We start from the raw sequence: 22,025 nt of genomic DNA on the forward strand, positions 1-22,025 counted from the left end.
GAACTGGAGAACGTCCATGCTCGAGAACGAGCCCGAGGGCGGCGAACGGACCGGCGCAGAGCCGGCCGGGACGACCGCCGACAGCGCCACCACCGCCTCCGGCAGCGCTGACACCACCGCCTCTGCCCGCACGGAGGGCGCCCCCTCCGGCAGCGCCGACGGCGCCACCGTGGAAGGCGCCGCCACCGTGGAAGGCGGCGCCACCGTGGAAGGTGTCGCCGAGACCAAGCCGCCCGCCCGTAAGCGGGCCAGCCGCCGCAAGGCCGCTCCGCTGAACCAGCCGGAGCAGACCGACGCGCCGGTCGAGGCGTCCACGACGGTGACCGGCAGCGGCGAGTCGCCGCAGGCCGAGGTGTTCGCGCCGGTGGCCGGCGAGTTGGACACCGCGCCGAAGACCACCCGGCGACGTCGTAAGGCGACGCCGGCGAAGGCGGTCGAGGAGCCGGTGGCCGCGGCCGGCGTGGAGGCCGCCTCGGAGGAGGTCGTGCCTCCGGTCAAGGTGACCCGGACCCGTCGTCGCAAGGCCACGCCGCCGGCTGCCGAGACGGTCGCGCCGGACGAGACCGCCGTCGCGGGGCAGGCGCCCGCGGACGGGGTGATCGACGGGCCGGTCTCCGCGCCCGGGGGCGAGCTGATCGCCGAGGGACGCGCCGACATCGACGGCGCCGAGACCACCACGGACAAGGCCACCACCAGCGAGAACAAGGCCGCGCGCGGCGGCAGGGTGAGCGCCGGCGGCACGGCCGGCATCGGTGAGACCACCGGCGAGGACGTCGAGGCCGAGAGTGTTGAGGACGCGAGCGCCGCGTCCGCGCGTACCGCAGAGGTCGACCTGGCCCGCGGCGGCGGCCCGGCGGACGCGACGGGCGTGGTGTCGACGGGCGCCGCCGTGCCGCGCGCGGCCGAGGAGCCGGCCGAGGCGCCGCCGGCCACGAGCCGCCGGCGTCGTGCCGCGCTCTCCGCGCCGACCGTCCTGTTCATGGCGCCGCAGCCGGACGAGGCGCCGGCCGTCCAGGTGACGTACCCGGCGGCGGAGGAGCCGATCGAGGAAGCGGTCGAGACCGGCCGGCGTCGCCGTCGGGCCCGCCGTGAGGTCGAGCCGGTCGAGGCCGAGGTCGAGCCCGAGGCCGCCGAGGAGGAGCCGGCCGCCGAGGCCGAGGAGGCAGCCGAGGCGGACGAGGACGACGAGACGGCCGCGGGCCGGCGTCGTCGCCGCCGGGGCCGCCGGGGTCGTGGCCGGGGCAAGGGCGGCGCGGACGACGCCGACGACGAGGACGTCGACGAGTCCGGCGCGGCCGAGACCGCCGAGGCCGAGGCCGAGGAGTCCGCCGAGGACGAGGAGGCCGAGGGCGAGGGGCTGACCCGTCGCCGTCGCCGTCGTCGCCGCCGGGGCGCCGGGGAGGCGGACACCGCGGCCGAGGACGGCGTGCCGACCGTCGTCAAGATCCGCGAGCCGCGCAAGCCGGTCGACGAGGTGCAGGGTGTCTCCGGCTCGACCCGGTTGGAGGCCAAGCGGCAGCGCCGCCGGGACGGTCGCGAGCAGCGACGTACGCGGCCGCCGATCCTGAGCGAGTCGGAGTTCCTGGCCCGCCGCGAGGCGGTGGACCGGGTGATGGTGGTCCGCCAGCGCGGCGACCGCACCCAGATCGCCGTGCTCGAGGACGGCGTGCTCGTGGAGCACTACGTCACGCGGAACTCGTCCGGCACCATGGCCGGCAACGTCTACCTGGGCAAGGTCCAGAACGTCCTGCCGAGCATGGAGGCGGCCTTCGTCGACATCGGGCGCGGGCGCAACGCGGTCCTGTACGCCGGTGAGGTCAACTGGGACGCCACCGGCCTGGAGGGCCGGGCCCGCTCGATCGAGCAGGCGCTGCGTTCCGGCGACTCGGTGCTGGTGCAGGTGACCAAGGACCCGATCGGGCACAAGGGCGCGCGGCTGACCAGCCACATCGCGCTCTCCGGCCGACACCTGGTCTACGTGCCGAACGGCAACGCCTCCGGGATCAGCCGCAAGCTGCCCGACACCGAGCGCAAGCGGCTGCGCGACGTGCTGAAGAAGCTGGTGCCGGACGGCGCCGGGGTGATCGTCCGGACCGCGGCCGAGGGCGCCAGCGAGGACGAGCTGGCGCGCGACGTCAAGCGGCTCCAGGCGCAGTGGGAGGACATCCAGGCCAAGTCGACCGAGGGCGGCGCCCCGGTGCTGCTCTACGAGGAGCCGGACCTGGTCATCCGCGTGGTCCGGGACCTCTTCAACGAGGACTTCCGCGAGCTGGTCATCGAGGGCGAGTCCGCGTACGGCGAGGTCGAGTCGTACCTGTCGCACGTGTCCCCGGACCTGGTGGCGCGGCTGCGCCGGCACGCCGGGGTGGCGGACGTGTTCGCCGAGTACCGGATCGACGAGCAGATCCTCAAGGGGCTGGACCGGAAGGTCTTCCTCCCCTCGGGCGGCTCGCTGGTGATCGACCGCACCGAGGCGATGACGGTCATCGACGTCAACACCGGCAAGTACACCGGCTCCGGGGGCAACCTGGAGGAGACGGTCACCCGCAACAACCTGGAGGCGGCCGAGGAGATCGTGCGCCAGCTCCGGCTGCGCGACCTCGGCGGCATCGTGGTGATCGACTTCATCGACATGGTGCTGGAGTCGAACCGGGAGCTGGTGCTGCGCCGGCTCACCGAGTGCCTCGGCCGGGACCGTACGAAGCACCAGGTCACCGAGATCACGTCGCTCGGCCTGGTGCAGATGACCCGTAAGCGCATCGGCGCGGGCCTGCTGGAGGCGTTCAGCGAGACCTGCGAGTGCTGCAAGGGCCGGGGCGTGATCATCCACACCGAGCCGGTGCCGGAGAAGCCGCGCGGCGGGGCGGGGGAGAAGGTCAAGGCGGTCGCCTCGGCGGTCGCCGCGCCGGCCGAGGAGAAGGGCCGCCGCCGGGGCCGTAAGGCCGCCGCGGAGAAGCCCGCGGAGAAGCCCGCGGTGGAGGCCGCGCCGGAGCAGCCGGCCGCGCAGGCCGCCGCCGAGCCGCCGGCCGCGCCGGAGCGGACCGTCGCCGAGGTGGCCGAGAACGACGACGACTACTACGACACCCAGGGCTACGACCTGTCCCGGTTCGAGACGGACACGCCCGCCGCCCCGGCGGTCGCGGACAGCCAGGAGGGCGACTCGGCCCGGCTGGCCGCCGCCGACGACCCGGACGCGCTCGGTGACGGAGACAACGACGACGACAGCGGCGCCCCGCGTCGGCGGGCGCGCCGTGGTGGCGCCCGGCGGCGTACCCGGCCGTGAGGTGCTAACGCGCTGACCTGCGCGAACAGGGCCCCCGATCCGCCGGCAGAAGGCGGAGCGGGGGCCCTGTCGTGCCCGCCGGGCCGGGCGGAGAGGCACCGACCGGCAGCCCGGTTTGGGGGGCGGGCCGGGTATGGCGTACGCTTGCCTGCGGCGCACTTTGGTGTGCCGAGTTCCCGCGTGCCCGCGCCGCCGGTGTCACGGCTCCCGGCGAGACGCCGTGGGAACGACCGTCGACGGTGTGACAGCCGGCAACGGTGCAATAGACGCCAGCAGCCTCAACGACAGGGAGTCCGCCTCCGATGTACGCGATCGTCAAGACCGGCGGCAAGCAGTACAAGGTCGCCGAGGGCGACGTGATCGAGGTCGAGAAGCTCGCCGGTGCCCCCGGCGACGCGGTGAAGCTCACCGCGGTGCTCCTCGTCGACGGTGACGACCTGGTGACCGACGCGGCGAAGCTCGCCAAGGTCGCGGTGTCCGGCGAGATCGCCGCGCACACCAAGGGCCCGAAGATCCGGATCCACAAGTTCAAGAACAAGACCGGCTACCACAAGCGCCAGGGTCACCGCCAGCCGCTGACCCAGGTCAAGGTGACCGGCATCTCCAGCGGGAAGTAGGTCGTCCTCCAATGGCTCACAAAAAGGGTGCGTCCAGCTCGCGTAACGGCCGTGACTCCGCGGCCCAGCGACTCGGCGTGAAGCGCTTCGGTGGTCAGGTCGTCAGCGCGGGTGAGATCCTCATCCGTCAGCGTGGCACCAAGTTCCACCCCGGTGACCTGGTCGGCCGTGGCGGCGACGACACGCTGTTCGCGCTGGCCGCCGGTTCGGTGCAGTTCGGCACCAAGCGCGGTCGCAAGACCGTCAGCATCGTGCCGCAGCAGTAGTTCTGAAAGCGTTGCGGGCCGCGGACCTCGAGTCCCGGCCCGCTTCGCTTTTTCACGTGCGGGGCGGACCCCGCTGGAAGGATTGGCGTCGTGACGACGTTCGTTGACCGGGTCGTCCTGCACATGCAGGCCGGCGACGGCGGGCACGGCTGTGTCTCGATCCACCGGGAGAAGTTCAAGCCGTTCGGCGGGCCGGACGGCGGCAACGGCGGCCACGGCGGCAGCGTGTCGCTGGTGGTCGACGCGCAGGTCACCACGCTGCTCGACTTCCACTTCCGGCCGCACCTCAAGGCCGAGAACGGCAAGGGCGGCGCCGGCTCGAACCGGGACGGCGCCAACGGCCGTGACCTGGTCATCAAGGTGCCGAACGGCACCGTCGTGCAGAGTCTCGACGGTGAGGTGCTGGCCGACCTGGTCGGCGTCGGCACCACGTTCGAGGCGGCCCGGGGCGGCCGGGGCGGGCGCGGCAACGCCTCGCTGGCGAACGCCCGCCGCAAGGCGCCCGGCTTCGCGGAGCTGGGTGAGCCCGGCGACCGGCTCGACGTGGTGCTGGAGCTCAAGAGCGTCGCCGACGTGGGCCTGGTCGGCTTCCCGTCGGCCGGCAAGTCGTCGCTGATCTCGGTGATCTCCGCGGCCAAGCCGAAGATCGCCGACTACCCGTTCACCACGCTGGTGCCGAACCTGGGCGTGGTCCGGGTGGACAACCACACCTTCACCGTCGCCGACGTGCCGGGCCTGATCCCGGGTGCGGCCAGCGGCAAGGGTCTGGGCCTGGAGTTCCTCCGCCACGTCGAGCGCTGCGCCGTGCTGGTGCACGTGATCGACACCGCGACGCTGGAGCCCGGCCGCGACCCGCTCGCCGACATCGACGCCATCGAGTCGGAGCTGTCCCAGTACGGCGGGCTCGCCGACCGGCCCCGGCTGGTCGCGCTCAACAAGGTCGACGTGCCCGACGGCAAGGACCTGGCCGACATCGTCCGTCCGGACCTGGAGGCGCGCGGCCTGCGCGTGTTCGACATCTCGACCGCGACCCGCGAGGGCCTGCGCGAGCTGACGTACGCGATGGCGGAGCTGGTCGACCAGGGCCGCCGCGCCGCCCCGCCGGCCGAGCCGACCCGGATCGTGATCCGCCCGAAGGCGGTCGACGACGCCGGCTTCACCATCGAGGCCGAGCCGGACGGCTCGTACACCGTGCGCGGCAGCCGGCCGGAGCGCTGGGTCAAGCAGACCAACTTTGACAACGACGAGGCAGTGGGCTACCTGGCCGACCGGCTGGCCCGCCTGGGCGTCGAGGAGAAGCTCGCCAAGGCCGGCGCGCAGGCCGGTGACCTGGTGCGCATCGGTGACCGGGAGTTCGACTGGCAGCCGACGCTCTACGCCGGTGTCGACTTCGTGCCCGGTAACCGGGGCACCGACGTGCGGCTGGAGGAGAAGTCGAACCGTCCGTCGGCGTCGGACCGGCTCGCGGCCCGCAAGGCCCGCCGGGTGCGGCCGGAGGACGAGGTCGAGGCCACGCCGGCGGCGGAAGCGGACGCCGAGTAGCCGTTTCCGGGTCGGTGGCGGGAAACCTGCGCGAAATCCGGCCGATCTAACGTACGGGCATGTTGATCGAGTCCCGTCCCGCCACCGATCCGGAGATCGCCGCGCTCGTCGTCGCCCAGCAGCGTGAGCTGCGTGACGCGGACGGCGGGCTGGACGGGCAGGTCACAGTCGTGCACACCGACATCCACTACCTGGCCGTCGTGATCGGCGGCCGGGCGGTCGGCTGCGGCGGGCTCCAGGCGCTCGACGCGGACACCGGCGAGCTGAAGCGGATGTACGTGCGGCCGGCGTACCGGGGCCGGGGCATCGCCCGGCAGCTGCTCGTGGCGCTGGAGGAGCTGGCGTTCCAGCAGGGGCACCGCACGGTGTGCCTGGAGACGGGCACCTACCTGCCGGCCGCGATCGGGCTCTACCGGTCCAGCGGGTACGAGCCGATCCCGGTCTACGGCGAGTACGTGGACAACCCGTACAGCGTCTGTTTCGCCAAGCGGCTGCCGGTGGCGGCCTGATCGGCGGCCCCTGACGCTCAGGCGCTGGTCTGCGCGTGCGGCGCGGTGACCGGCTTGGACTCGGGGCTGGCGTGCTGGCGCAGCACGATGCTGAGCAGGATCAGCACCCCGACGGCGAGGAACTCGCTCTGCCAGTTCTGCATGGACTGGAACCAGAAGTCGCTGGTGCCGAGGAACTGCCACGCGCTGATCGGGGCGGCGCCGCTCTCCAGCGCCTGCTCCTGGTTGTAGGCGGCCACGCCGCCGAACAGGTGCCCCAGGAACGCGCCCCCGAAGATCATCAGGAGTGCGATGGCGAGGCTGTTCCGGTAGACCACGAGCGGCAGCCCGCCGACGCGTACCGGCCACGGCGAGTCGGGGCCGGCGTGGTCGCGGTTGTCCTCCGGCCGGTCCGTCTGGTCCTCCGGCTTCGACTCGGCCGAGCCCTTCTGCACCAGGTACGCGGTGAGCAGCACGTAGCCGCCCATCTGGAGGAACTCCGACTCCCAGTTCTCGAACACCGCCTCCGCGAAGTGCCCGGTGCCGAGGTAGGCCCACCAGCTCAGCGGCTCGGCGCCGTACTGGCTCAGCTCCTCGTTGTGCACCTGCCAGCCGAAGACGCTCTGCAGCAGCAGGAAGACCAGGAACGCGCCGAGCATGGCTATCGAGAGCATGTTGTCGCGCAACCACCGTGGCATCGCCGGACCTCCTCGACCCGTTCGCGGTTGCCCTCCTGCCCGGCACCGGGCCGGGGCAAACGCCTGCTCGGCGTGTCGCGCCTGGTCAGGGGCGGTCGAAGGGTGCCTCCACCCGGCTGCCGGTGCCGAGGTTGTTGTTGAGCAGCAGGCCGGCGGCGAGCATGCCGAAGCCGAGGGCCAGGTGCAGCCAGTTGTCGGCGTCGTTCACCGGCACGAAGTTCACAGCGGTGTCCCGGTCGATGGCGAAGCCGTACAGCCACAGCACCAGGTAGAGCGCGCCGCCGCCGGCGAGGAACACCCGCGCACCGCCCAGCCGCCGGGCCATCAGCAGACCGACCAGCCCGAACGACAGGTGCAGCAGGTTGTGCAGCACCGACACCTGGAACACCCCGAGCAGCTTCGCCTCGGAGTGGTGCCCGGCGAACGTCATGTCGCCGTAGTGGGTGGTGATGCCGGGCACGAAACCGAGCACGCCGATCAGCGCGAAGAGGGCGGCCGCCGCGAGCGCGACCTTCTGCACCGCAGGCCGGGCGGACGCGTGTTCGCGCAGGTCACGTGCCATCCCTGTCACCCCCGTGGGACTCGCCGCCGCCCGGGCGGGCAGGCATTCCATTGTCTGACCGGGGCGGGCCGCTCCGGCAGAGAAATCAGGAAACAGGCATGGACCCGCCGACCTGGGGTAGGGCGATTGTCACGCGGAAACAATCCGCGTACCCCCCGAAGACACCCGCTGGGAACACACGAGCGGAAGGGACACCATGACTCAGGATCTTTCTCCCAGTTCGGCCACGTACCAGTCGACGAACGGTGGCGGCGTGCGCGACCAGGCCCGCCAGGTCGGCTCAGACGCCGCAAGCGCGGGCGGCGCGGTCGCGCAGACCGCCAAGGAGCAGGGCCGGGAGGTGGTGGGCGAGGCCAAGCGGCAGGCCCGCGACCTCTACGGCGAGGCCCGCGGTCAGGTCACCGCGCAGGCCGGTCAGCAGCAGCAGCGCGCCGCCAGCGGACTGCGGTCGCTCGCCGACGAGATGCGCACCATGGCGCAGCAGGGCGGCGGCTCCGGGCCGGTCACCGAGCTGGCCCACCAGGCGGCCGAGCGCGTGCACGGCGTGGCCGGCTGGCTGGAGCAGCGCGAGCCGGGCGACCTGCTCAACGAGGTGAAGACCTACGCCCGCCGCAACCCGGGCACGTTCCTCGTCGGCGCGGCGCTGCTCGGCGTGGTCGCCGGGCGGCTCACCCGCAACATCACCGCGCTCGGCGACGACAGCACGGCGCGGCCGGCGTACGACCCGGACCGCACCGCCGTCATCCCGACCGCCCGCGAGGTGCCGGACCAGGTGCCGCCGGGCGGCTACCTCGACCCGACGCCGGGCAGCTACGCCGAGCCGGACCCGGGCTACTCCGCGCCGGGTGCGACCTACCCGGGTGGCGGCGCCCCGAACACCTGGGCCGACCCGGTGGGTGGTACCGGTCAGCCGCTGCCGCCGCCGGAGCGCACCGACCCGCTGCCGGGTGTCCCGTCGACCGGCGCTCCCCGCCCGTGACCGGCCGCACCGGCAGAAGGGAGGCGACGGCATGACCGTACCCACGCAGGACCCCGGCTATCAGGCGGCGGGCGCCCCGCCCCACGCCGACGAGGTGCGTGGCAGCTCGCTCGGCGACCTGATGCGTCAGGTCACCACCGACCTGTCCACGCTGATGCGCCAGGAGGTCGAGCTGGCCAAGGCCGAGATCCGCCAGGAGGGCAAGAAGGCGGGCAAGGCCGCCGGCCTGTTCGGCGGCGCCGGTTTCGGCGGCTACATGGTGGCGCTCTTCGTCTCGATCGCCATCTGGCAGTTCCTCGACAACGTCATGGACTCCGGGCTGGCCGCGCTGATCGTGGCCGTCATCTGGGCCGCTGTCGCAGCGGTCCTGTACTCGATGGGCAAGAAGAACGCCGAGCGGATCCGCGGCCTGAAGCAGACCAACGACAGCGTGCAGCGCATCCCCGACGCGCTCAAGCCGCACCCGGAGGGAGTCACCCGATGAGCACCGATCCCGAGCAGATCCGCCGCGAGATCGAAGCCACCCGCAACAACCTCAGCTCGGACGTGGACGCCCTGGCGTACAAGGTCAGCCCGAGCCGCATCGTCGACGACCGCAAGCAGCGCGTACGCACCGCGCTGACGAACGTGAAGGACAAGGTGATGGGAACCGCATCGGACCTCGGCCACAGCACCGGCCACGCCGCCCACTCGGTGGGCGACCACGCCTCCTCGATGGCCTCCACGGTGGGCGACAAGGCGCAGTCCGCCGCGGCCACGGTGAGCGACGCCGCCCACCGGGCGCCGCAGGTGGTACGGCAGAAGTCCGAGGGCAACCCGATCGCCGCCGGCGTGATCGCCTTCGGCGTCGGCATGCTGGTCTCCTCGCTGATCCCGGCCACCCGCCGCGAGCAGCAGGTCGCCGCGCAGGTCAAGGAGAAGGCCGCCGAGCACGGCGGCGTCGTCAAGGAGAAGCTGGGCGAGGTCGCCGGTGAGCTGAAGGAGGAACTGCGCGAGCCGGCGCAGCACGCCGCCGAGTCGGTGAAGGCCACCGCGCAGGACGCCGCGTACACGGTCAAGGACGACGGCCGCGCCGCCGCCCAGGACGTCCGGCACAGCGCCGAGCAGGCGCGCGACGAGGTGCGGTCCTGACGGTCCGTTCCCGCTTCCGGCCCGGGGCCCGTCCGATCGTCGATCGGACGGGCCCTTCCCGTGCCGTGACCGTTCAGGGTGCCGCCCGCTCGGCGCGCAACGGTGGGGGCACCGCGCCGGTCTCCACCCAGAGCACCAGATCGTCGGGGCGGCGCCGGGTCATCCGCCGGCGCAGGACCCGGGTGGGGTTGGCCGCCGTCCGCAGCCGGGCACCCGCGTAGGGCACCCCGCCGCGTAGCCGCCGCCCCACCGCCAGCCAGGCACACAGGCCGCGTTCCAGCACCCACGCGGGCGCGGCCAGGCTGGTGTGCGCCGGGAAGACCCGGGCGCCGCCGGCCCGCCGCCGGCCCAGCTCCGCCACGGCGACAGTCGCCAGCCCGGCGCGCAGCAGCAGCCCGGGCCGGCGGGTGGCGAGCGCGGCCACCGTCGCCGGCAGCACCGCCAGCGCGGCCAGCAGCCACACCGGCCGGGCCGTCTCGTCGTACGCCTGGCGGACGCGCTGCCCGAGGAAGTGCGCGGCGGTGGGCGGGAGCCGCCGCACGTAGAGCCAAGCCGGGGTGGCGGTGCTGCCGCCGTACGCGCGCACGGTCCGGACCAGCTCCAGGTTCTCGAAGAGCACGTCGGGGTCGTAGCCGCCCATGGCCAGGAACGTGCTCCGCCGCACCGCGAGCGTGCCCGGCCAGTCGCCGCCGAAGACGCGGGCCAGCAGCGTCCGGCCGGTGTCCCACCAGGCGTGCCAGGGCAGCGGGTCGAAGTGGTTCTGCGGCCGGACCAGGTCCACCCCGTCCAGCATCTGGTGCACGGCGCGCAGGGCCGTCCGGTCGTACCGGACGTCGTCGTCGGCGATCACCACGTGCTCGTGCCGGGCCAGCGCGACGCCGGTGAGTACGCCGAGCACCTTGCCGTTGCGCCCGCGCAGCGCCGGGTCCGGCGGTACGTGCCGCACCAGCCCGTGCCAGGCGGCGGCGTGCCGCGCGAACAGCTCCGGCGCCGATCCGTCGACCACCACCACGTCGACCCAGCGGCTCAGCTCGCGCAGGTATCCGGTCAGCTCGTCCAGGCCGCTGTCGTCGTGGGCGCGCAGCGGCAGGACGTACGCCATCGGGAGCCGGACCGGCGCGGACGCGGCGCCCGCGTCGTGCGGGTGTGCGGCGGCAGGTCGGTTCACGTCGCCTCCCTCGTGTCGGTCACGCGACTTGCCCGGAATGCGGCTGCTGAAACCGTTTCGGGCGCGCTGCGCCGGGTAGCGCAGCGGGATACGGACGGTCCGAGTCGGGAGGAGACGTGATGCCCAGCAACGCGACGAGATGGGCGCTGGCCGGCGCCGCCGCGGTGACCGCGCTCGGGGTCACCCGGACGGTGGCCCGGCGGCGGCACCGGCACCAGCCCGACCGGGAGGACGGCTGGTACGTGGTGCACCGCGGGATCACCGTGGACCGGCCGGTCGACGAGGTGATCGGTTTCTGGACCGATCGGGAACGGCTGGACCGGGGCCTGGCCGAGTGGGCGACGCTGGAGCAGCTCGACGCGAACCGGTGGCGCTGCGTGGCGGCCGACCCGGCCGGCGGCGGCACCGAGTGGCGGGCCGAGATCACCGTCGACGGTCCGGGCCGGTTGAGCTGGCGGGTCACCGACGGGCCGGTGGCCCAGCGCGGCCGGGTCGAGCTGGCCGCCGCCCCGCAGGACCGGGGCACCGAGATCCGGGCCGAGCTGCGCTGGCGGTCCGGCCCGATCCGGCGGGCGGTCGGCCTCGTCGGCGGCAGCGACCCGGACCTGGGTCTGCGCACCACGTTGCGCCGGATCAAGTCGCTGATCGAGACCGGGCAGGTGCTCGACACCCGGCACGACCCGTCCGGGCGCAGCCCGCGGCAGGAACGGGCGACGGACAAGGTACGCGAGAAGCTGATGGCGGGAGGACGACCGTGAGGGCGTTGTGCTGGGAGGGCGTCGGCAAGCTGGCCGTGCGGGACGTGCCGGAACCGACGATCAGGTCCGGCGGCGACATCATCGTCAAGGTACGGGCGAGCAGCGTCTGCGGCTCCGACCTGCACCTGATCAACGGCTACCTGCCGGCGATGCGCGAGGGGGACATCCTCGGCCACGAGTTCATGGGCGAGGTGGTCGAGACCGGCCCCGACGTGCGGCGCATCTCCGTCGGTGACCGGGTGGTGGTCGGCTCGGTGGTGGCCTGCGGCTCGTGCTGGTACTGCCGCACCGAGCAGTTCTCGCTGTGCGACAACTCCAACCCGCAGCCGGTCTTCACCGAGAAGCTGTGGGGCCACTCGCCCGCCGGCATCCTGGGCTACTCGCACGCGGCCGGCGGCTACTCCGGCAGCCACGCCGAGTACATCCGGGTGCCGTTCGGCGACGTCGGCGCGTTCACCGTGCCGGACGGGGTGCCGGACGACTCGGTCGTGTTCGCCTCCGACGCCATGCCGACCGGCTGGATGGCCGCCGACTTCTGCGACCTCAAGGGCGGCGAGGTGGTGGCGGTCTGGGGCGCCGGCGGCGTCGGCCAGATGGCGGCCCGGTCCGCGCAGATCCTCGGCGCCGAGCGGGTCGTGGTCATCGACCGGCTGCCGGAGCGGCTCGCCACCGCGTCGCAGCGCCTCGGCGTGGAGACGATCAACTACGCGGAGACCGACGTGCTGGAGGCGCTGCGGGAGATGACCGCCGGGCGCGGCCCGGACGCCTGCATCGAGGCCGTCGGCATGGAGTCGCACGACGTCGGCCCGGCGTACGCGTACGACAAGGCCAAGCAGACGGTACGCGCGCAGACCGACCGGCCCACCTCGGTGCGGCAGGCGATCATGGCGGCGCGCAAGGGCGGCACGGTGAGCATCGTCGGCGTGTACGGCGGCCTGGTGGACAAGTTCCCGCTCGGCGCGGCCATGAACAAGGCCCTGGTGCTGCGGATGGGGCAGATGCACGCCCAGCGCTACATCCCGATGCTGCTGGACCGGGTCGCGGCCGGCGAGATCGACCCCGGTTACCTGGCCACCCACCCGATGTCGCTGGAACAGGGCGCCCGGGGCTACGAGATCTTCGAGAAGAAGGAGGACGGCTGCCTGCGTACCGTGCTGCACCCGCAGGCCGCCTGACCGTCCCGCGGAAGGGGGTGCGACCGCTCAGTGCAGCGGGCGTACCCCCTCGGCCGGACGTACCCCGTCGAGCACCAGCCCGCCGGGCGGCAACGCCGGCATGGCGCCGAGGTCGAGCGCCAGGTCCTGCGGCGGTACGCGGTACGTCATCGCGCCGGTCAGGTTGGTCACCGCCCGCTTCATCAGCTCGATCGTGATCCACTCCCCGGCGCAGCGGTGCCCGGTGTAGTGGTCGCCGCCGCCCTGCGGGACGAAGCCGAACGGGTCGTCGCGCCACCCGGCGAAGCGTTCCGGCCGGAACCGTTCCGGCTCGGGCCACACGTCGGGGTGGTGGTTCGTGCCGTACAGGTCGAGCAGCACGCGCCGGCCCTGCGGGAAGGAGTACCCCCGCCACGTGAACGAGCGGCGTACCCGGGCCGCGGCGACCGGGAAGAACGGGTAGTAGCGGCGTACCTCCTGCACGAACTGCTCGGTCGCGGCGTCGTCGCCGGGTAGCCGGTCCCGCCAGTGCGGGTGGTCGTGCAGCGCCAGCGCGGCGAAGACCACGTACCGGTCCACCGCGACGGTGGGGCGCAGCACGTTGAGCAGCTCCACGGCGGCGATCCGGCGCGGCAGCGGTAGGCCCCGTTCGTCCCGGTGCCCGGCCACGACCGCCAGCGCGCTGCCCTCCGGGGCGGGCACCGCGTCCGCGCGTACCCGCTCGATCAGGTCGCCGGCCCAGCGTTGCGCGTGCCGGCGGCCGAGCCGTCCGCGCCAGTGCCGGGGGCCGAGCGCGGCCGGCGCCTCGATCATCGCGTGCATCTCGGCGGTGCGGCGCGGCACGTCGGCCTCGGCCAGCGGCACCCCGGCCCAGGCCCAGACCGTACGGGTCAGGATCTTTCCCACCTCGTCGTAGAGCACCACCGGACCGCCCCCGGCCCAGTCGGGGATCCGGGCCCGCCACTGCTCGTCGAAGATCTCCCCGAGGCGGCGGATCGCGGCCGGGGTCATGATCGACATGAACATCGCCTTGCGGACCAGGTGCGCCTGTCCGTCGAGGCCCTGCACGCCGCCGACGCCGGTGAGTGTGCGCTGCCCGCGCATCGGCATGGCGCCGCGCCGGACGAACCGCTCCTCGTCGTAGAACAGTTCGGCGGCCTCCCGGCCGCGCAGGCAGATCGTCGGCTCCAGCAGCAGCCGGGTCTGGAAGACGTCGCTGCCGAGGCGGTCGCAGCGGTCGCCGACGAAGCGGTAGCCCTCCCGCAGGAAAGCGATCGTGCTGTCCGGGCTCCGGTCGCTCGGCATGGTGCTCATCTCGGCTGCTCCTGACGCGGTTCGGCGACCCTGCCTACCTACCCGGGCCGGCGCGGCCGAACCCTCCATTTCAGCAGCTGCGGCCCTTCGGGGGAGGGGCCGGCCACGCGGGCGGTTGCTGGCCCCTCCCCGGGCGCGGAAAAGCTGGTTTCCTCGGATTCGCGGACCGGCGGCGACCGGTCCGCCGCCCGCCGGCACGACGTCCGGCGGGCGTCACCGGCGACGGGGGAGGGCACCGATGCGTGACGACAGGGCGGCACGACGGCACCGCGAGGCGTCGGCCCGGCTGCGCGGCGACGGCCGCGACGGGCCGCTCATCGGCGCGCCCCGGCGCTCCGCACCCCGCCCGCCGCGCCACTTCACCGTTCACCTGGGCTTCGCCGCCGCCGATCCCGCCGTCGCGCGGGAGCACGCCGTGGCGTACGCCGAAGCGCTCGGCCTGCTCCGCCCGGAGCTGGCGCTCGGCGCGGCGGCGCTGTCCCCGGCGGACGCCTGGCACCGCGCCGAGCGGCTGTTCTGCGACGCGGCCGGGCCCGACGGCGAGCGCTGCGCCGACGTGGCCGGTCACCCCGGCTTCCACCACGCGCCCGGTCCGGGCGGCCTCGGCTGGGGCGACGGTGACTGAGGTGCGTTCAGTCCAGGTCGAACTCGCCGTCCTGGGCGCCCGCGACGAACGCGTCCCACTCGGCCTGGGTGAAGACCAGCACGGGCCCGTCCGGCTCGGCGGAGTTGCGCATACCGATCAGGTCGTCGACGAAGGCCACTTCGACCGCTCCCTCGGAGGTGTCGCCCTCAGCCCGCTGCCAAACCGCCCGGGAGAGGTCGAAATCGCCCTTGGGGTGCTGACCCATCGCTGCTCCTCCATCGCCGTGCGTAACGGGAAGGCCCGAGCGGACCTCATCGGGCAGGATAAGCGGATGCCGAGCCTCACCCGTGCAGAGGCGACCGCGCGCCGCGCGTCGATCACCGTTGAGTCCTACGATGTGGACCTCGACCTGACCGGCGACGCCGAGCGGTTCCGCTCCGCCGTCACCATCCGGTTCCGGGCCACCCCCGGCGCCGAGACCTTCGTCGACGTCAAGCCGCGCCGACTCCTCGCCGCCCGCCTCAACGACCGCGACCTCGACCCGGCCCTGCTGGCCGGTGACCGGCTGCCGCTGACCGGGCTGGCCGCGACCAACACGCTCACCGTCGAGGCCGAGATGGCCTACTCCAACACCGGCGAAGGGCTGCACCGCTTCGTCGACCCGGCCGACGGCGAGACGTACCTCTACGCGATGTCCTTCCTGGACGACGGGCCGCGCATCTTCGCCGCGTTCGACCAGCCCGACCTGAAGGCACCGGTGACGCTGACCGTCACCGCGCCGCCGGAGTGGACTGTCGCCGCCAACGGGCCGCTCGCCGACCGGCCCGCGCCGGGGCGCTGGGAGTTCGCGCCCACCGAGCCGCTGGCCACCTACTTCGTCTCGCTGATCGCCGGGCCGTGGCACGTGCTGCGCGCCGAGCACGACGGCATCCCGCTCGGCCTCTACTGCCGGCGTTCGCTCGCCGCCCACCTGGACGCCGACGCCGACGAGATCTTCACCGTCACCCGGCAGTGCTTCGACCGCTTCCACCAGCTCTTCGCCGAGCGCTACCCGTTCGGCAAGTACGACCAGGCGTTCGTGCCCGAGTTCAACGCCGGCGCGATGGAGAACCCGGGCCTGGTCACGATCCGCGACGACTACGTCTTCCGCTCCGCCGTCACCGACACCCAGCGGGAGCTGCGCGCCACCACCATCGCCCACGAGATGGCGCACATGTGGTTCGGCGACCTGGTCACCATGAGCTGGTGGGACGACCTCTGGCTCAACGAGTCGTTCGCCGAATACCTCGGCACCCGGGTCACCGCCGAGGCGACCCGGTTCGACCGGGCGTGGACCACGTTCGCGAGCCGTCGCAAGGCGTGGGGCTACACCGCCGACCAGCGCCCCTCCACCCATCCGGTGGCGCCGGAGGAGGTCGCCGACGCCGCCCAGGCGCTGCTGAACTTCGACGGCATCTCGTACGCCAAGGGCGCCAGCGTGCTGCGCCAGCTCGTCGCCTGGCTCGGCGACGAGGCGTTCCTGGCCGGGCTGAACGCGCACTTCGCCGCGCACCGGTTCGGCAACGCCACGCTCGCCGACCTGCTGGCCGCACTCGGCACGGCGAGTGGCCGCGACCTGGACGGCTGGGCGGAGCGCTGGCTGCGCCGCGCCCAGGTGAACACGCTGCGGGTCGACACCGCCGTGGACGCCGACGGGCGGTGGACCGACGTGGCGATCGTGCAGACCGCCCCGGCGAGCCACCCGGTGCTGCGGCCGCACCGCATCGCGGTGGCCCACCACGCCGCGGACGGCCCGGCGTACCGGTTCGAGGTCGACCTCGACCCGGACGCCGCCGGCGGCCGTACGCCCCTGCCCGAGCTGGTCGGGCGGCCCGCCACCGGGCTCGTGCTGCCGAACGCCGGTGACCTGACGTTCGCGAAGATCCGGCTCGATCCGGCCTCGGCGGACGCGGTGCCGCTGCTGCTTCCCGCGCTCGACGATTCGCTGGCCCGGGCGCTGCTCTGGGCCGAGACGCTGGACGCGGTCACCGACGGGGAACGGCCGGCCGGCGCGCTCGCCGAGCTGATCGGGGCGGCGCTTCCGGCCGAGACCGAGGTGACGATCGTCGAGGACGTGCTGCTGCTCAGCCGCCGGCTGATCGACCGCTACCTCGATCCGCTCGCCCGTGACGCGGCGCTGCTGCGGGTGGCGAACGCCTGCGCGGCGCTGCTCGACTCGGCGTCCGCGGGCGGCTCGTTGCAGCTCGCCGCCGCGCGCGGTCTGATCGGCGCCACCACCGACACCGCGATGCTGACCGGCTGGCTGGCCGGCGAGGGCGTGCCGCCGGGGCTTGCGGTCGACGCCGACCTGCGCTGGGCGGTGCTGCGCCGGCTCGTGGTGCTCGGCGCCGCCGGGGCGCCGCAGATCGACGCCGAGGCCGACGCCGACCGCAGCGCCACCGGCGCCGAGCAGGCCGCCGCGTGCCGGGCCGCGCTGCCCGACGCCGACGCGAAACGGGCCGCCTGGGAGATCGTCACCCGCAGCACCGAGCTGTCCAACCGGCTCGTCGAGGCGACCGCAGAGGGCTTCTGGCAGCCCGAGCAGGCCGAGTTGACCGCCGGCTACGTGGAGCGCTACTTCGCCGACATGCCGGCGGCGGCGCGTCTGCGTACCGCGTGGGTGGCCGACGCGGTCACCGTCGCCGCGTACCCCCGCTACGCCGTGGCGCAGACCACCCGGGAGACGGCCGCGGCGCTGCTGGCCCGCGACGACCTGACGCCCGGCCTGCGGCGGTGGGTGACCGACCTGGACGACGACATGCGCCGGGCGCTCGTGGCCCGGACGGCGGTGGCCGCCGCGTCGGCCTGACCGGAGCCACGCCGGGCGGGCTCATCCGCCCGGCGTGGCCGACCCCGTCCGGGCCTGTGCGCGGCGCGGCCTACGATCGCTGGGTGGAGGAAGACATCCGGCGGGTCGGCATCATGGGCGGCACGTTCGACCCGATCCACCACGGGCACCTGGTGGCGGCGAGCGAGGTGGCCGACCGGTTCGGTCTGGACGAGGTCGTGTTCGTGCCGACCGGGCAACCGTGGCAGAAGGCGGAGGAAGCGGTCACCCCGGCCGAGGACCGCTACCTCATGACGGTGATCGCCACCGCCTCCAACCCGCGTTTCCAGGTGAGCCGGGTCGACATCGACCGGGGCGGTCCCACCTACACCGTCGACACGCTGCGCGACCTGCACGCCGAGTACGGTCCGAAGGCGCAGTTGTTCTTCATCACCGGCGCGGACGCACTGGAGCGCATCCTCTCCTGGAAGGACCTGGACGACGCGCTCGAACTGGCCCACTTCATCGGCGTGACCCGGCCCGGCTTCGAGCTCACCGACCAGCACCTCCCGGCCGACTCGGTGAGCCTGGTGCAGGTGCCCGCGATGGCCATCTCCTCGACCGACTGCCGCGCGCGGGTCGCCCGGGGAGAGCCGGTGTGGTACCTGGTGCCCGACGGTGTGGTGCAGTACATCGCGAAACGGCGTCTCTACCAGCGGTGATTCGCCCCCGAAAGTCCCGGTTCATGCCTGAAATCGACCAGAACTGACAAGTCGACGCACCGCCGGATGTGAGAGGCTTGGAGGGTCGCACGGTTGATCGAAGGAGAACGGTGACAGTTTCCGAACGCGCGCACGAGCTGGCAATGGCCGCCGCCCAGGCCGCGGCCGACAAGAAGGCACAGGACATCGTCATCATCGACGTGGGCGACCAGCTCGCGATCACCGACGCGTTCCTGCTGGCCGCCGCTCCGAACGAGCGTCAGGTGCTCGCCATCGTCGACGCCATCGAGGAGCGCCTGCTGGAGCTGCCGGAGAAGGCCAAGCCGGTGCGCCGCGAGGGCGAGCGGGGTGGCCGCTGGGTGCTGCTCGACTACGTCGACATCGTGGTCCACGTCCAGCACACCGAGGAGCGCGAGTTCTACGCGCTCGACCGGCTCTGGAAGGACTGCCCGCAGATCCCGTTCACCGATCGCGACCTGGCCGACTCGGCCGCCGGCACCGCCACCGCCGAATGACCCGCCTGATCGTCTGGCGGCACGGCAACACCGACTGGAACGCCGCGAGCCGGGTCCAGGGGCAGACCGACGTGCCGCTCAACGACCTCGGCCGGGAGCAGGCCCGTGCCGCCGCGCCGGTGCTCGCCGCGCTGCGCCCGGACGCCATCGTCGCGAGCGACCTGCGCCGGGCCGCCGACACCGCCGCCGCGCTCGCGGCGCTGACCGGGCTGCCGGTCCGCTCCGACGCCCGCCTGCGCGAACGGCACTTCGGCCAGTGGCAGGGCCTCACCCTCACCGAGGCGGCCGAGCGGTTCCCCGACGAGTACGCCCGCTGGCGGGCCGGCGACCCCGACCCCGGTGCCGGCATCGAGCCCCTGTACGACCTGGGCGCCCGGCTCGGCGCCGGATTCCAGGACGCCGCAGACCTCGCCGTCGGCGGCACCGTGGTGGTGACCACGCACGGCGGCGGCGCCCGGCAGGGCGTCGGGCACCTGCTCGGCTGGGACCACACGGTGCTGCGCAGCCTCGGCGCGCTGTCCAACTGCCACTGGACCGAACTGCGCCACGACGACGTCCGGGGCTGGCACCTGCGGGCGCACAACGTCGGCCTGATCACCCAGCCGGCGCTCACCGACGCGGTCTGACACCTCCGGCCCCGGCACGTCACAGCGCCATCGGCTAGCGTGCCGGTCATGCCCGTCGCGGTCGTCACCGACTCCACCGCCTACCTGCCCCCCGACCTGGTCCGCGCACGCGGGCTCACAGTCGTTCCGCTCACAGTCGTCCTCAACGGCGCGGAAGGGCTGGAGGGCGTCGAGACCTCCCCGGCCGACGCCACCCGCGCGCTCAGCGGCCGGCGGGTCTCGGTGAGCACGTCCCGGCCCGCGCCGGAACAGTTCGCGCAGGTCTACCGCGCGCTGCTCGCCGAGGGCGCCGACGGGGTGGTGTCGGTGCACCTGTCCGCCGAACTGTCCGGCACCGTCGAGGCCGCCCGGCTGGCCGCCGCGGAGGTCGGCGACGACCGCGTCACGGTGGTCGACAGCCGATCCACCGGCATGGGCCTCGGCTTCCCGGCGCTCGCCGCCGCCGCGGCCGCCGCGCAGGGCGCCGACCTGACCGGGGTACGCGACGCGGCGCTGGACGCGGTCGCCCGGACCACCATCTACTTCTACGTCGACACGCTGGAGTTCCTGCGCCGGGGCGGCCGGATCAACGCGGCCGAGGCGCTGCTCGGCACCGCCCTCTCGGTCAAGCCGATCATGCACATGCCGGACGGCGCGATCGTGGTCAAGGACAAGGTGCGTACCGCCAGCCGCGGCGTGGCACGCCTGGTCGACCTCGCCGTCGAGGCAGCCGGTGACGCCCCTGTGGACCTCGCCGTGCACCACCTCGCCGCGCCGCAGCGGGCCGAGCAGTTGCTGACGGCGCTGACCGAGCGACTGGGCGACCGGCTGCACGACACGTACGTCACCGAGGCCGGAGCGGTGGTCGCCGCGCACGCCGGGCCGGGGCTGGCGTGCGTGGTGGTGCACCGCCGCACGCCCTAGGGTGGCTGGATGAGCGCACTGTCGTACGTCGTGACCGGCGGCGGGCGCGGCGTCGGACGGGCCGTCGTCGAGCGGCTGGCCGCCGACGGGGGCACTGTGGTCGTGGTCGAGCGGGACACCAGCGCGGTGGACTGGCTGGCCCGGCATCCACTGGCCGACCGGCTGCACGCCGTGACCGGGGACGCCGGCGACGAGGCGGTCACCGGCCGGGCCGCCGACCGCGCCGAGGCGTACGCGCCGCTGGCCGGTTGGGTCAACAACGCCGCCGTCTTCCGCGACGCCGATCTGCACCGCGCGCCCGCGAGCGAGGTGGTCGACCTGATCGCGCTCAACCTGCGTCCCGCGGTGGCCGGGGCCGGCACCGCCGTACGCCGGTTCCTGGCCGCCGGTTCCGGCGGCGCGATCGTCAACGTCTCCTCCCACCAGGCCCGCCGGGCGGTGCCCGGTGCCCTGCCGTACGCCACCGCGAAGGCCGCGCTGGAGGGGCTGACCCGGGCGCTCGCCGTCGACTACGGTCCGCGCGGCATCCGCGCCAACGCCGTCGCGCTCGGGTCCGTCCACACCGAACGGCACGCCGCCTACCTGGCCGGACTCGACCCGGCCGGGGTGGCGCACGTCGACGCGGAGATGGCCCGGCTGCACCCGCTCGGCCGGATCGGGCGTACCGGCGAGGTGGCCGAGGTGGTCGCGTTCCTGCTCTCCGAACGCGCCTCGTTCGTCAACGGCGCGACGGTGCCGGTCGACGGGGGACGGGCCGCGCTCGGCCTGGACCCGGAGGCGCGCTGAGCTTCGCCTCCCGGCCGCCCTAGCACAGTCAGGGCCTGATCGGGTTCCTGTCCACAGTGCTCCCGTCGTCCACAGGTGCTGGTTCACCGGCCGACGGTTGACGAGCCGTCGCCGTAGCGTCCCGAGCCGTGCCAGACGACGAGGAGACGACGGTACGGCGGCGGCTCGCCCGGCTGTTCGGGTTCGCGGACGCCGCCGCCGTCCCGCCGATCCGCGCCGGCCACGTGCGCGAATCCGGCCATCCGGATCTCCGAGGCCGGCTCCGGTCTGTGCCGGCCGAGATCGAGCCGGTTCTCGGGCTGCGTCCCGGCTTCCCGGAGCGCTACGGCGGACGGGAACATCCGTTCGAGGCCGAGCCCGCCTCCGCCGAACCGGACGTCGACGCGATCCACGACACGCCGGCAGCCGAGCGGAACCTGCCGTCCCGGCTACCCGGTCCCGGGGCGTTCGACCCCGGCCGGCGGGGTGTGCGTGCGCTCGCGGCGGTGGCGGCGGTAGTGGTAGTGGTGGCGGCCGTCTGGGCGTGGCGCTCGCGCCCCGGCGCTGAGCCCGTCCAGCCGGTCGCGGCGTCCTCCGAGGCGCCCGTGAGTGTGGCGACCGAAGCGGCTCCCGGGGTGCCCGCGCCGGTCGGCTCATCCGGTCAGGTGGTGGTCGCGCTGGCCGGCAAGGTCCGTCGCCCCGGCCTCGTCCGCCTCCCGGCCGGCGCGCGGGTGGCCGACGCGATCGAGGCGGCGGGCGGCGCGCTGCCCGGCGTCGACGTGGCGCTGCTCAACCCCGCTCGCAAGGTCACCGACGGGGAGCTGATCCTGGTCGGCGTCACCGCCCCACCGGGGCAGGCCGGACCCGCCGCAGCGGGCGGCGGTGCGCCGGGCGGCTCGGCGGCGACCGCCGGACCGGTCAACCTCAACACCGCGACGCTGGCCCAGCTCGACGCGCTGCCCGGCGTCGGCCCGGTGCTCGCCCAGCGGATCCTCGACCACCGGGACCGCAACGGCGGGTTCCGGTCCGTGTCCGACCTGCGCCAGGTCGACGGCATCGGCGACGCCCGGTACGAGCAGCTCAAGGAACTGGTGACGGTGTGAACGGCCGACGCGGGCCGCGCCCCGGCCTCACCGGCGAGA

23 protein-coding genes are annotated in these 22,025 nt (G+C 73.9%); 18 read left to right on the forward strand and 5 right to left on the reverse strand.

The window, feature by feature from the left end:
• Positions 1–16: 16 nt before the first annotated feature.
• From V6U82_RS24565 to V6U82_RS24585, 5 genes are all read left to right on the forward strand, one after another.
• The gene (locus tag V6U82_RS24565) at positions 17–3,283 is read left to right on the forward strand and encodes an Rne/Rng family ribonuclease (RefSeq protein ID WP_334464906.1); all 3,267 of its coding nucleotides are present in this window, start codon (positions 17–19) and stop codon (positions 3,281–3,283) included.
• A gap of 302 nt (positions 3,284–3,585) precedes the next feature.
• The gene (gene rplU, locus V6U82_RS24570) at positions 3,586–3,900 is read left to right on the forward strand and encodes a 50S ribosomal protein L21 (protein ID WP_018787289.1); all 315 of its coding nucleotides are present in this window, start codon (positions 3,586–3,588) and stop codon (positions 3,898–3,900) included.
• Between the two features lie 11 nt (positions 3,901–3,911).
• Positions 3,912–4,166 carry a 50S ribosomal protein L27 gene (rpmA, locus tag V6U82_RS24575; RefSeq protein WP_013288010.1) on the forward strand — a complete coding sequence of 85 codons (255 nt, stop codon included), beginning with the start codon at positions 3,912–3,914 and terminating at the stop codon, positions 4,164–4,166.
• 90 nt (positions 4,167–4,256) lie between these two features.
• Positions 4,257–5,708: a GTPase ObgE gene (gene obgE, locus V6U82_RS24580; protein ID WP_334464907.1), complete on the forward strand. Its 1,452-nt coding sequence runs from the start codon at positions 4,257–4,259 to the stop codon at positions 5,706–5,708.
• A 59-nt stretch (positions 5,709–5,767) separates the two neighbouring features.
• Positions 5,768–6,217, forward strand: coding sequence for a GNAT family N-acetyltransferase (locus V6U82_RS24585; RefSeq protein WP_334464908.1), 450 nt, complete (start codon positions 5,768–5,770; stop codon positions 6,215–6,217).
• A gap of 17 nt (positions 6,218–6,234) precedes the next feature.
• Here the strand turns inward: V6U82_RS24585 and V6U82_RS24590 are convergent, their stop codons facing one another.
• Both V6U82_RS24590 and V6U82_RS24595 read right to left on the reverse strand, forming a co-directional pair.
• Positions 6,235–6,894 (reverse strand): DUF6766 family protein, encoded by a 660-nt coding sequence (locus tag V6U82_RS24590; RefSeq protein ID WP_252454258.1) that lies wholly within the window; start codon positions 6,892–6,894, stop codon positions 6,235–6,237.
• Between the two features lie 85 nt (positions 6,895–6,979).
• Complete coding sequence (locus tag V6U82_RS24595; RefSeq protein WP_181726627.1) at positions 6,980–7,444, reverse strand: DUF4383 domain-containing protein; 465 nt, start codon at positions 7,442–7,444, stop codon at positions 6,980–6,982.
• 208 nt (positions 7,445–7,652) lie between these two features.
• On the opposite strand from V6U82_RS24595, the gene V6U82_RS24600 reads away from it, so the two are divergent.
• Genes V6U82_RS24600 through V6U82_RS24610 form a run of 3 tightly spaced genes read left to right on the forward strand, consistent with a single transcriptional unit; the run spans position 7,653 to position 9,566 of the window.
• Positions 7,653–8,435 (forward strand): hypothetical protein, encoded by a 783-nt coding sequence (locus V6U82_RS24600; protein ID WP_334464911.1) that lies wholly within the window; start codon positions 7,653–7,655, stop codon positions 8,433–8,435.
• Between the two features lie 31 nt (positions 8,436–8,466).
• Positions 8,467–8,919, forward strand: coding sequence for a phage holin family protein (locus tag V6U82_RS24605; RefSeq protein WP_018787295.1), 453 nt, complete (start codon positions 8,467–8,469; stop codon positions 8,917–8,919).
• A complete protein-coding gene (locus V6U82_RS24610; RefSeq protein ID WP_128137763.1) occupies positions 8,916–9,566 on the forward strand; it encodes a DUF3618 domain-containing protein in 651 nt (216 codons plus the stop codon). The genes V6U82_RS24605 and V6U82_RS24610 overlap by 4 nt, the downstream gene beginning before the upstream one ends.
• Before the next feature lie 73 nt (positions 9,567–9,639).
• Here the strand turns inward: V6U82_RS24610 and V6U82_RS24615 are convergent, their stop codons facing one another.
• Entirely contained in the window at positions 9,640–10,734 is a 1,095-nt protein-coding gene (locus V6U82_RS24615; RefSeq protein WP_334464914.1) for a glycosyltransferase, read from the reverse strand.
• A gap of 119 nt (positions 10,735–10,853) precedes the next feature.
• Between V6U82_RS24615 and V6U82_RS24620 the strand changes: the two genes are divergently transcribed.
• Together V6U82_RS24620 and V6U82_RS24625 are read left to right on the forward strand one after the other, a co-directional pair.
• Positions 10,854–11,492, forward strand: a complete 639-nt coding sequence (locus V6U82_RS24620; protein ID WP_334464916.1) for an SRPBCC family protein — start codon at positions 10,854–10,856, stop codon at positions 11,490–11,492.
• A complete protein-coding gene (locus V6U82_RS24625; protein WP_120568488.1) occupies positions 11,489–12,667 on the forward strand; it encodes a zinc-dependent alcohol dehydrogenase in 1,179 nt (392 codons plus the stop codon). The genes V6U82_RS24620 and V6U82_RS24625 overlap by 4 nt, the downstream gene beginning before the upstream one ends.
• A gap of 27 nt (positions 12,668–12,694) precedes the next feature.
• On the opposite strand, the gene V6U82_RS24630 is transcribed toward V6U82_RS24625, so the two are convergent.
• On the reverse strand, positions 12,695–13,960 hold the full coding sequence (locus tag V6U82_RS24630; protein ID WP_334464919.1) for a cytochrome P450: 1,266 nt from the start codon (positions 13,958–13,960) through the stop codon (positions 12,695–12,697).
• A gap of 238 nt (positions 13,961–14,198) precedes the next feature.
• Here V6U82_RS24630 and V6U82_RS24635 point away from each other — a divergent pair, with 238 nt between their 5' ends.
• Positions 14,199–14,585, forward strand: coding sequence for a hypothetical protein (locus V6U82_RS24635; protein WP_334464921.1), 387 nt, complete (start codon positions 14,199–14,201; stop codon positions 14,583–14,585).
• A 7-nt stretch (positions 14,586–14,592) separates the two neighbouring features.
• On the opposite strand, the gene V6U82_RS24640 is transcribed toward V6U82_RS24635, so the two are convergent.
• Positions 14,593–14,811: a DUF397 domain-containing protein gene (locus V6U82_RS24640; protein ID WP_013287999.1), complete on the reverse strand. Its 219-nt coding sequence runs from the start codon at positions 14,809–14,811 to the stop codon at positions 14,593–14,595.
• A 66-nt stretch (positions 14,812–14,877) separates the two neighbouring features.
• On the opposite strand from V6U82_RS24640, the gene pepN reads away from it, so the two are divergent.
• The 7 genes from pepN to V6U82_RS24675 all read left to right on the forward strand — a co-directional run bounded on the left by pepN (position 14,878) and on the right by V6U82_RS24675 (position 21,986).
• On the forward strand, positions 14,878–17,394 hold the full coding sequence (pepN, locus tag V6U82_RS24645) for an aminopeptidase N (RefSeq protein ID WP_334464927.1): 2,517 nt from the start codon (positions 14,878–14,880) through the stop codon (positions 17,392–17,394).
• A gap of 83 nt (positions 17,395–17,477) precedes the next feature.
• Positions 17,478–18,074, forward strand: a complete 597-nt coding sequence (gene nadD / locus V6U82_RS24650; protein ID WP_334464929.1) for a nicotinate-nucleotide adenylyltransferase — start codon at positions 17,478–17,480, stop codon at positions 18,072–18,074.
• A 110-nt stretch (positions 18,075–18,184) separates the two neighbouring features.
• Entirely contained in the window at positions 18,185–18,589 is a 405-nt protein-coding gene (gene rsfS / locus V6U82_RS24655) for a ribosome silencing factor (protein WP_013287996.1), read from the forward strand.
• Positions 18,586–19,215, forward strand: a complete 630-nt coding sequence (locus tag V6U82_RS24660) for a histidine phosphatase family protein (RefSeq protein WP_334464932.1) — start codon at positions 18,586–18,588, stop codon at positions 19,213–19,215. The genes rsfS and V6U82_RS24660 overlap by 4 nt, the downstream gene beginning before the upstream one ends.
• Before the next feature lie 48 nt (positions 19,216–19,263).
• A complete protein-coding gene (locus V6U82_RS24665; protein ID WP_128138233.1) occupies positions 19,264–20,118 on the forward strand; it encodes a DegV family protein in 855 nt (284 codons plus the stop codon).
• 9 nt (positions 20,119–20,127) lie between these two features.
• Entirely contained in the window at positions 20,128–20,904 is a 777-nt protein-coding gene (locus tag V6U82_RS24670; protein WP_334464935.1) for an SDR family NAD(P)-dependent oxidoreductase, read from the forward strand.
• A gap of 128 nt (positions 20,905–21,032) precedes the next feature.
• A complete protein-coding gene (locus V6U82_RS24675; RefSeq protein WP_334464937.1) occupies positions 21,033–21,986 on the forward strand; it encodes a ComEA family DNA-binding protein in 954 nt (317 codons plus the stop codon).
• Positions 21,987–22,025 lie beyond the last annotated feature (39 nt).

Source organism: Micromonospora sp. CPCC 205554 (assembly GCF_036902745.1).
GTDB lineage: Bacteria > Actinomycetota > Actinomycetes > Mycobacteriales > Micromonosporaceae > Micromonospora > Micromonospora tulbaghiae.

Coding starts and splice junctions, on each gene's coding strand:
- V6U82_RS24565 (WP_334464906.1), top strand. CDS start 17: ATGCTCGAGAACGAGCCCGAGGGCGGCGAACGGACCGGCGCAGAGCCG.
- rplU (WP_018787289.1), top strand. CDS start 3,586: ATGTACGCGATCGTCAAGACCGGCGGCAAGCAGTACAAGGTCGCCGAG.
- rpmA (WP_013288010.1), top strand. CDS start 3,912: ATGGCTCACAAAAAGGGTGCGTCCAGCTCGCGTAACGGCCGTGACTCC.
- V6U82_RS24585 (WP_334464908.1), top strand. CDS start 5,768: ATGTTGATCGAGTCCCGTCCCGCCACCGATCCGGAGATCGCCGCGCTC.
- V6U82_RS24590 (WP_252454258.1), bottom strand. CDS start 6,894: ATGCCACGGTGGTTGCGCGACAACATGCTCTCGATAGCCATGCTCGGC.
- V6U82_RS24600 (WP_334464911.1), top strand. CDS start 7,653: ATGACTCAGGATCTTTCTCCCAGTTCGGCCACGTACCAGTCGACGAAC.
- V6U82_RS24605 (WP_018787295.1), top strand. CDS start 8,467: ATGACCGTACCCACGCAGGACCCCGGCTATCAGGCGGCGGGCGCCCCG.
- V6U82_RS24610 (WP_128137763.1), top strand. CDS start 8,916: ATGAGCACCGATCCCGAGCAGATCCGCCGCGAGATCGAAGCCACCCGC.
- V6U82_RS24620 (WP_334464916.1), top strand. CDS start 10,854: ATGCCCAGCAACGCGACGAGATGGGCGCTGGCCGGCGCCGCCGCGGTG.
- V6U82_RS24630 (WP_334464919.1), bottom strand. CDS start 13,960: ATGAGCACCATGCCGAGCGACCGGAGCCCGGACAGCACGATCGCTTTC.
- V6U82_RS24635 (WP_334464921.1), top strand. CDS start 14,199: ATGCGTGACGACAGGGCGGCACGACGGCACCGCGAGGCGTCGGCCCGG.
- V6U82_RS24640 (WP_013287999.1), bottom strand. CDS start 14,811: ATGGGTCAGCACCCCAAGGGCGATTTCGACCTCTCCCGGGCGGTTTGG.
- pepN (WP_334464927.1), top strand. CDS start 14,878: ATGCCGAGCCTCACCCGTGCAGAGGCGACCGCGCGCCGCGCGTCGATC.
- V6U82_RS24660 (WP_334464932.1), top strand. CDS start 18,586: ATGACCCGCCTGATCGTCTGGCGGCACGGCAACACCGACTGGAACGCC.
- V6U82_RS24665 (WP_128138233.1), top strand. CDS start 19,264: ATGCCCGTCGCGGTCGTCACCGACTCCACCGCCTACCTGCCCCCCGAC.
- V6U82_RS24670 (WP_334464935.1), top strand. CDS start 20,128: ATGAGCGCACTGTCGTACGTCGTGACCGGCGGCGGGCGCGGCGTCGGA.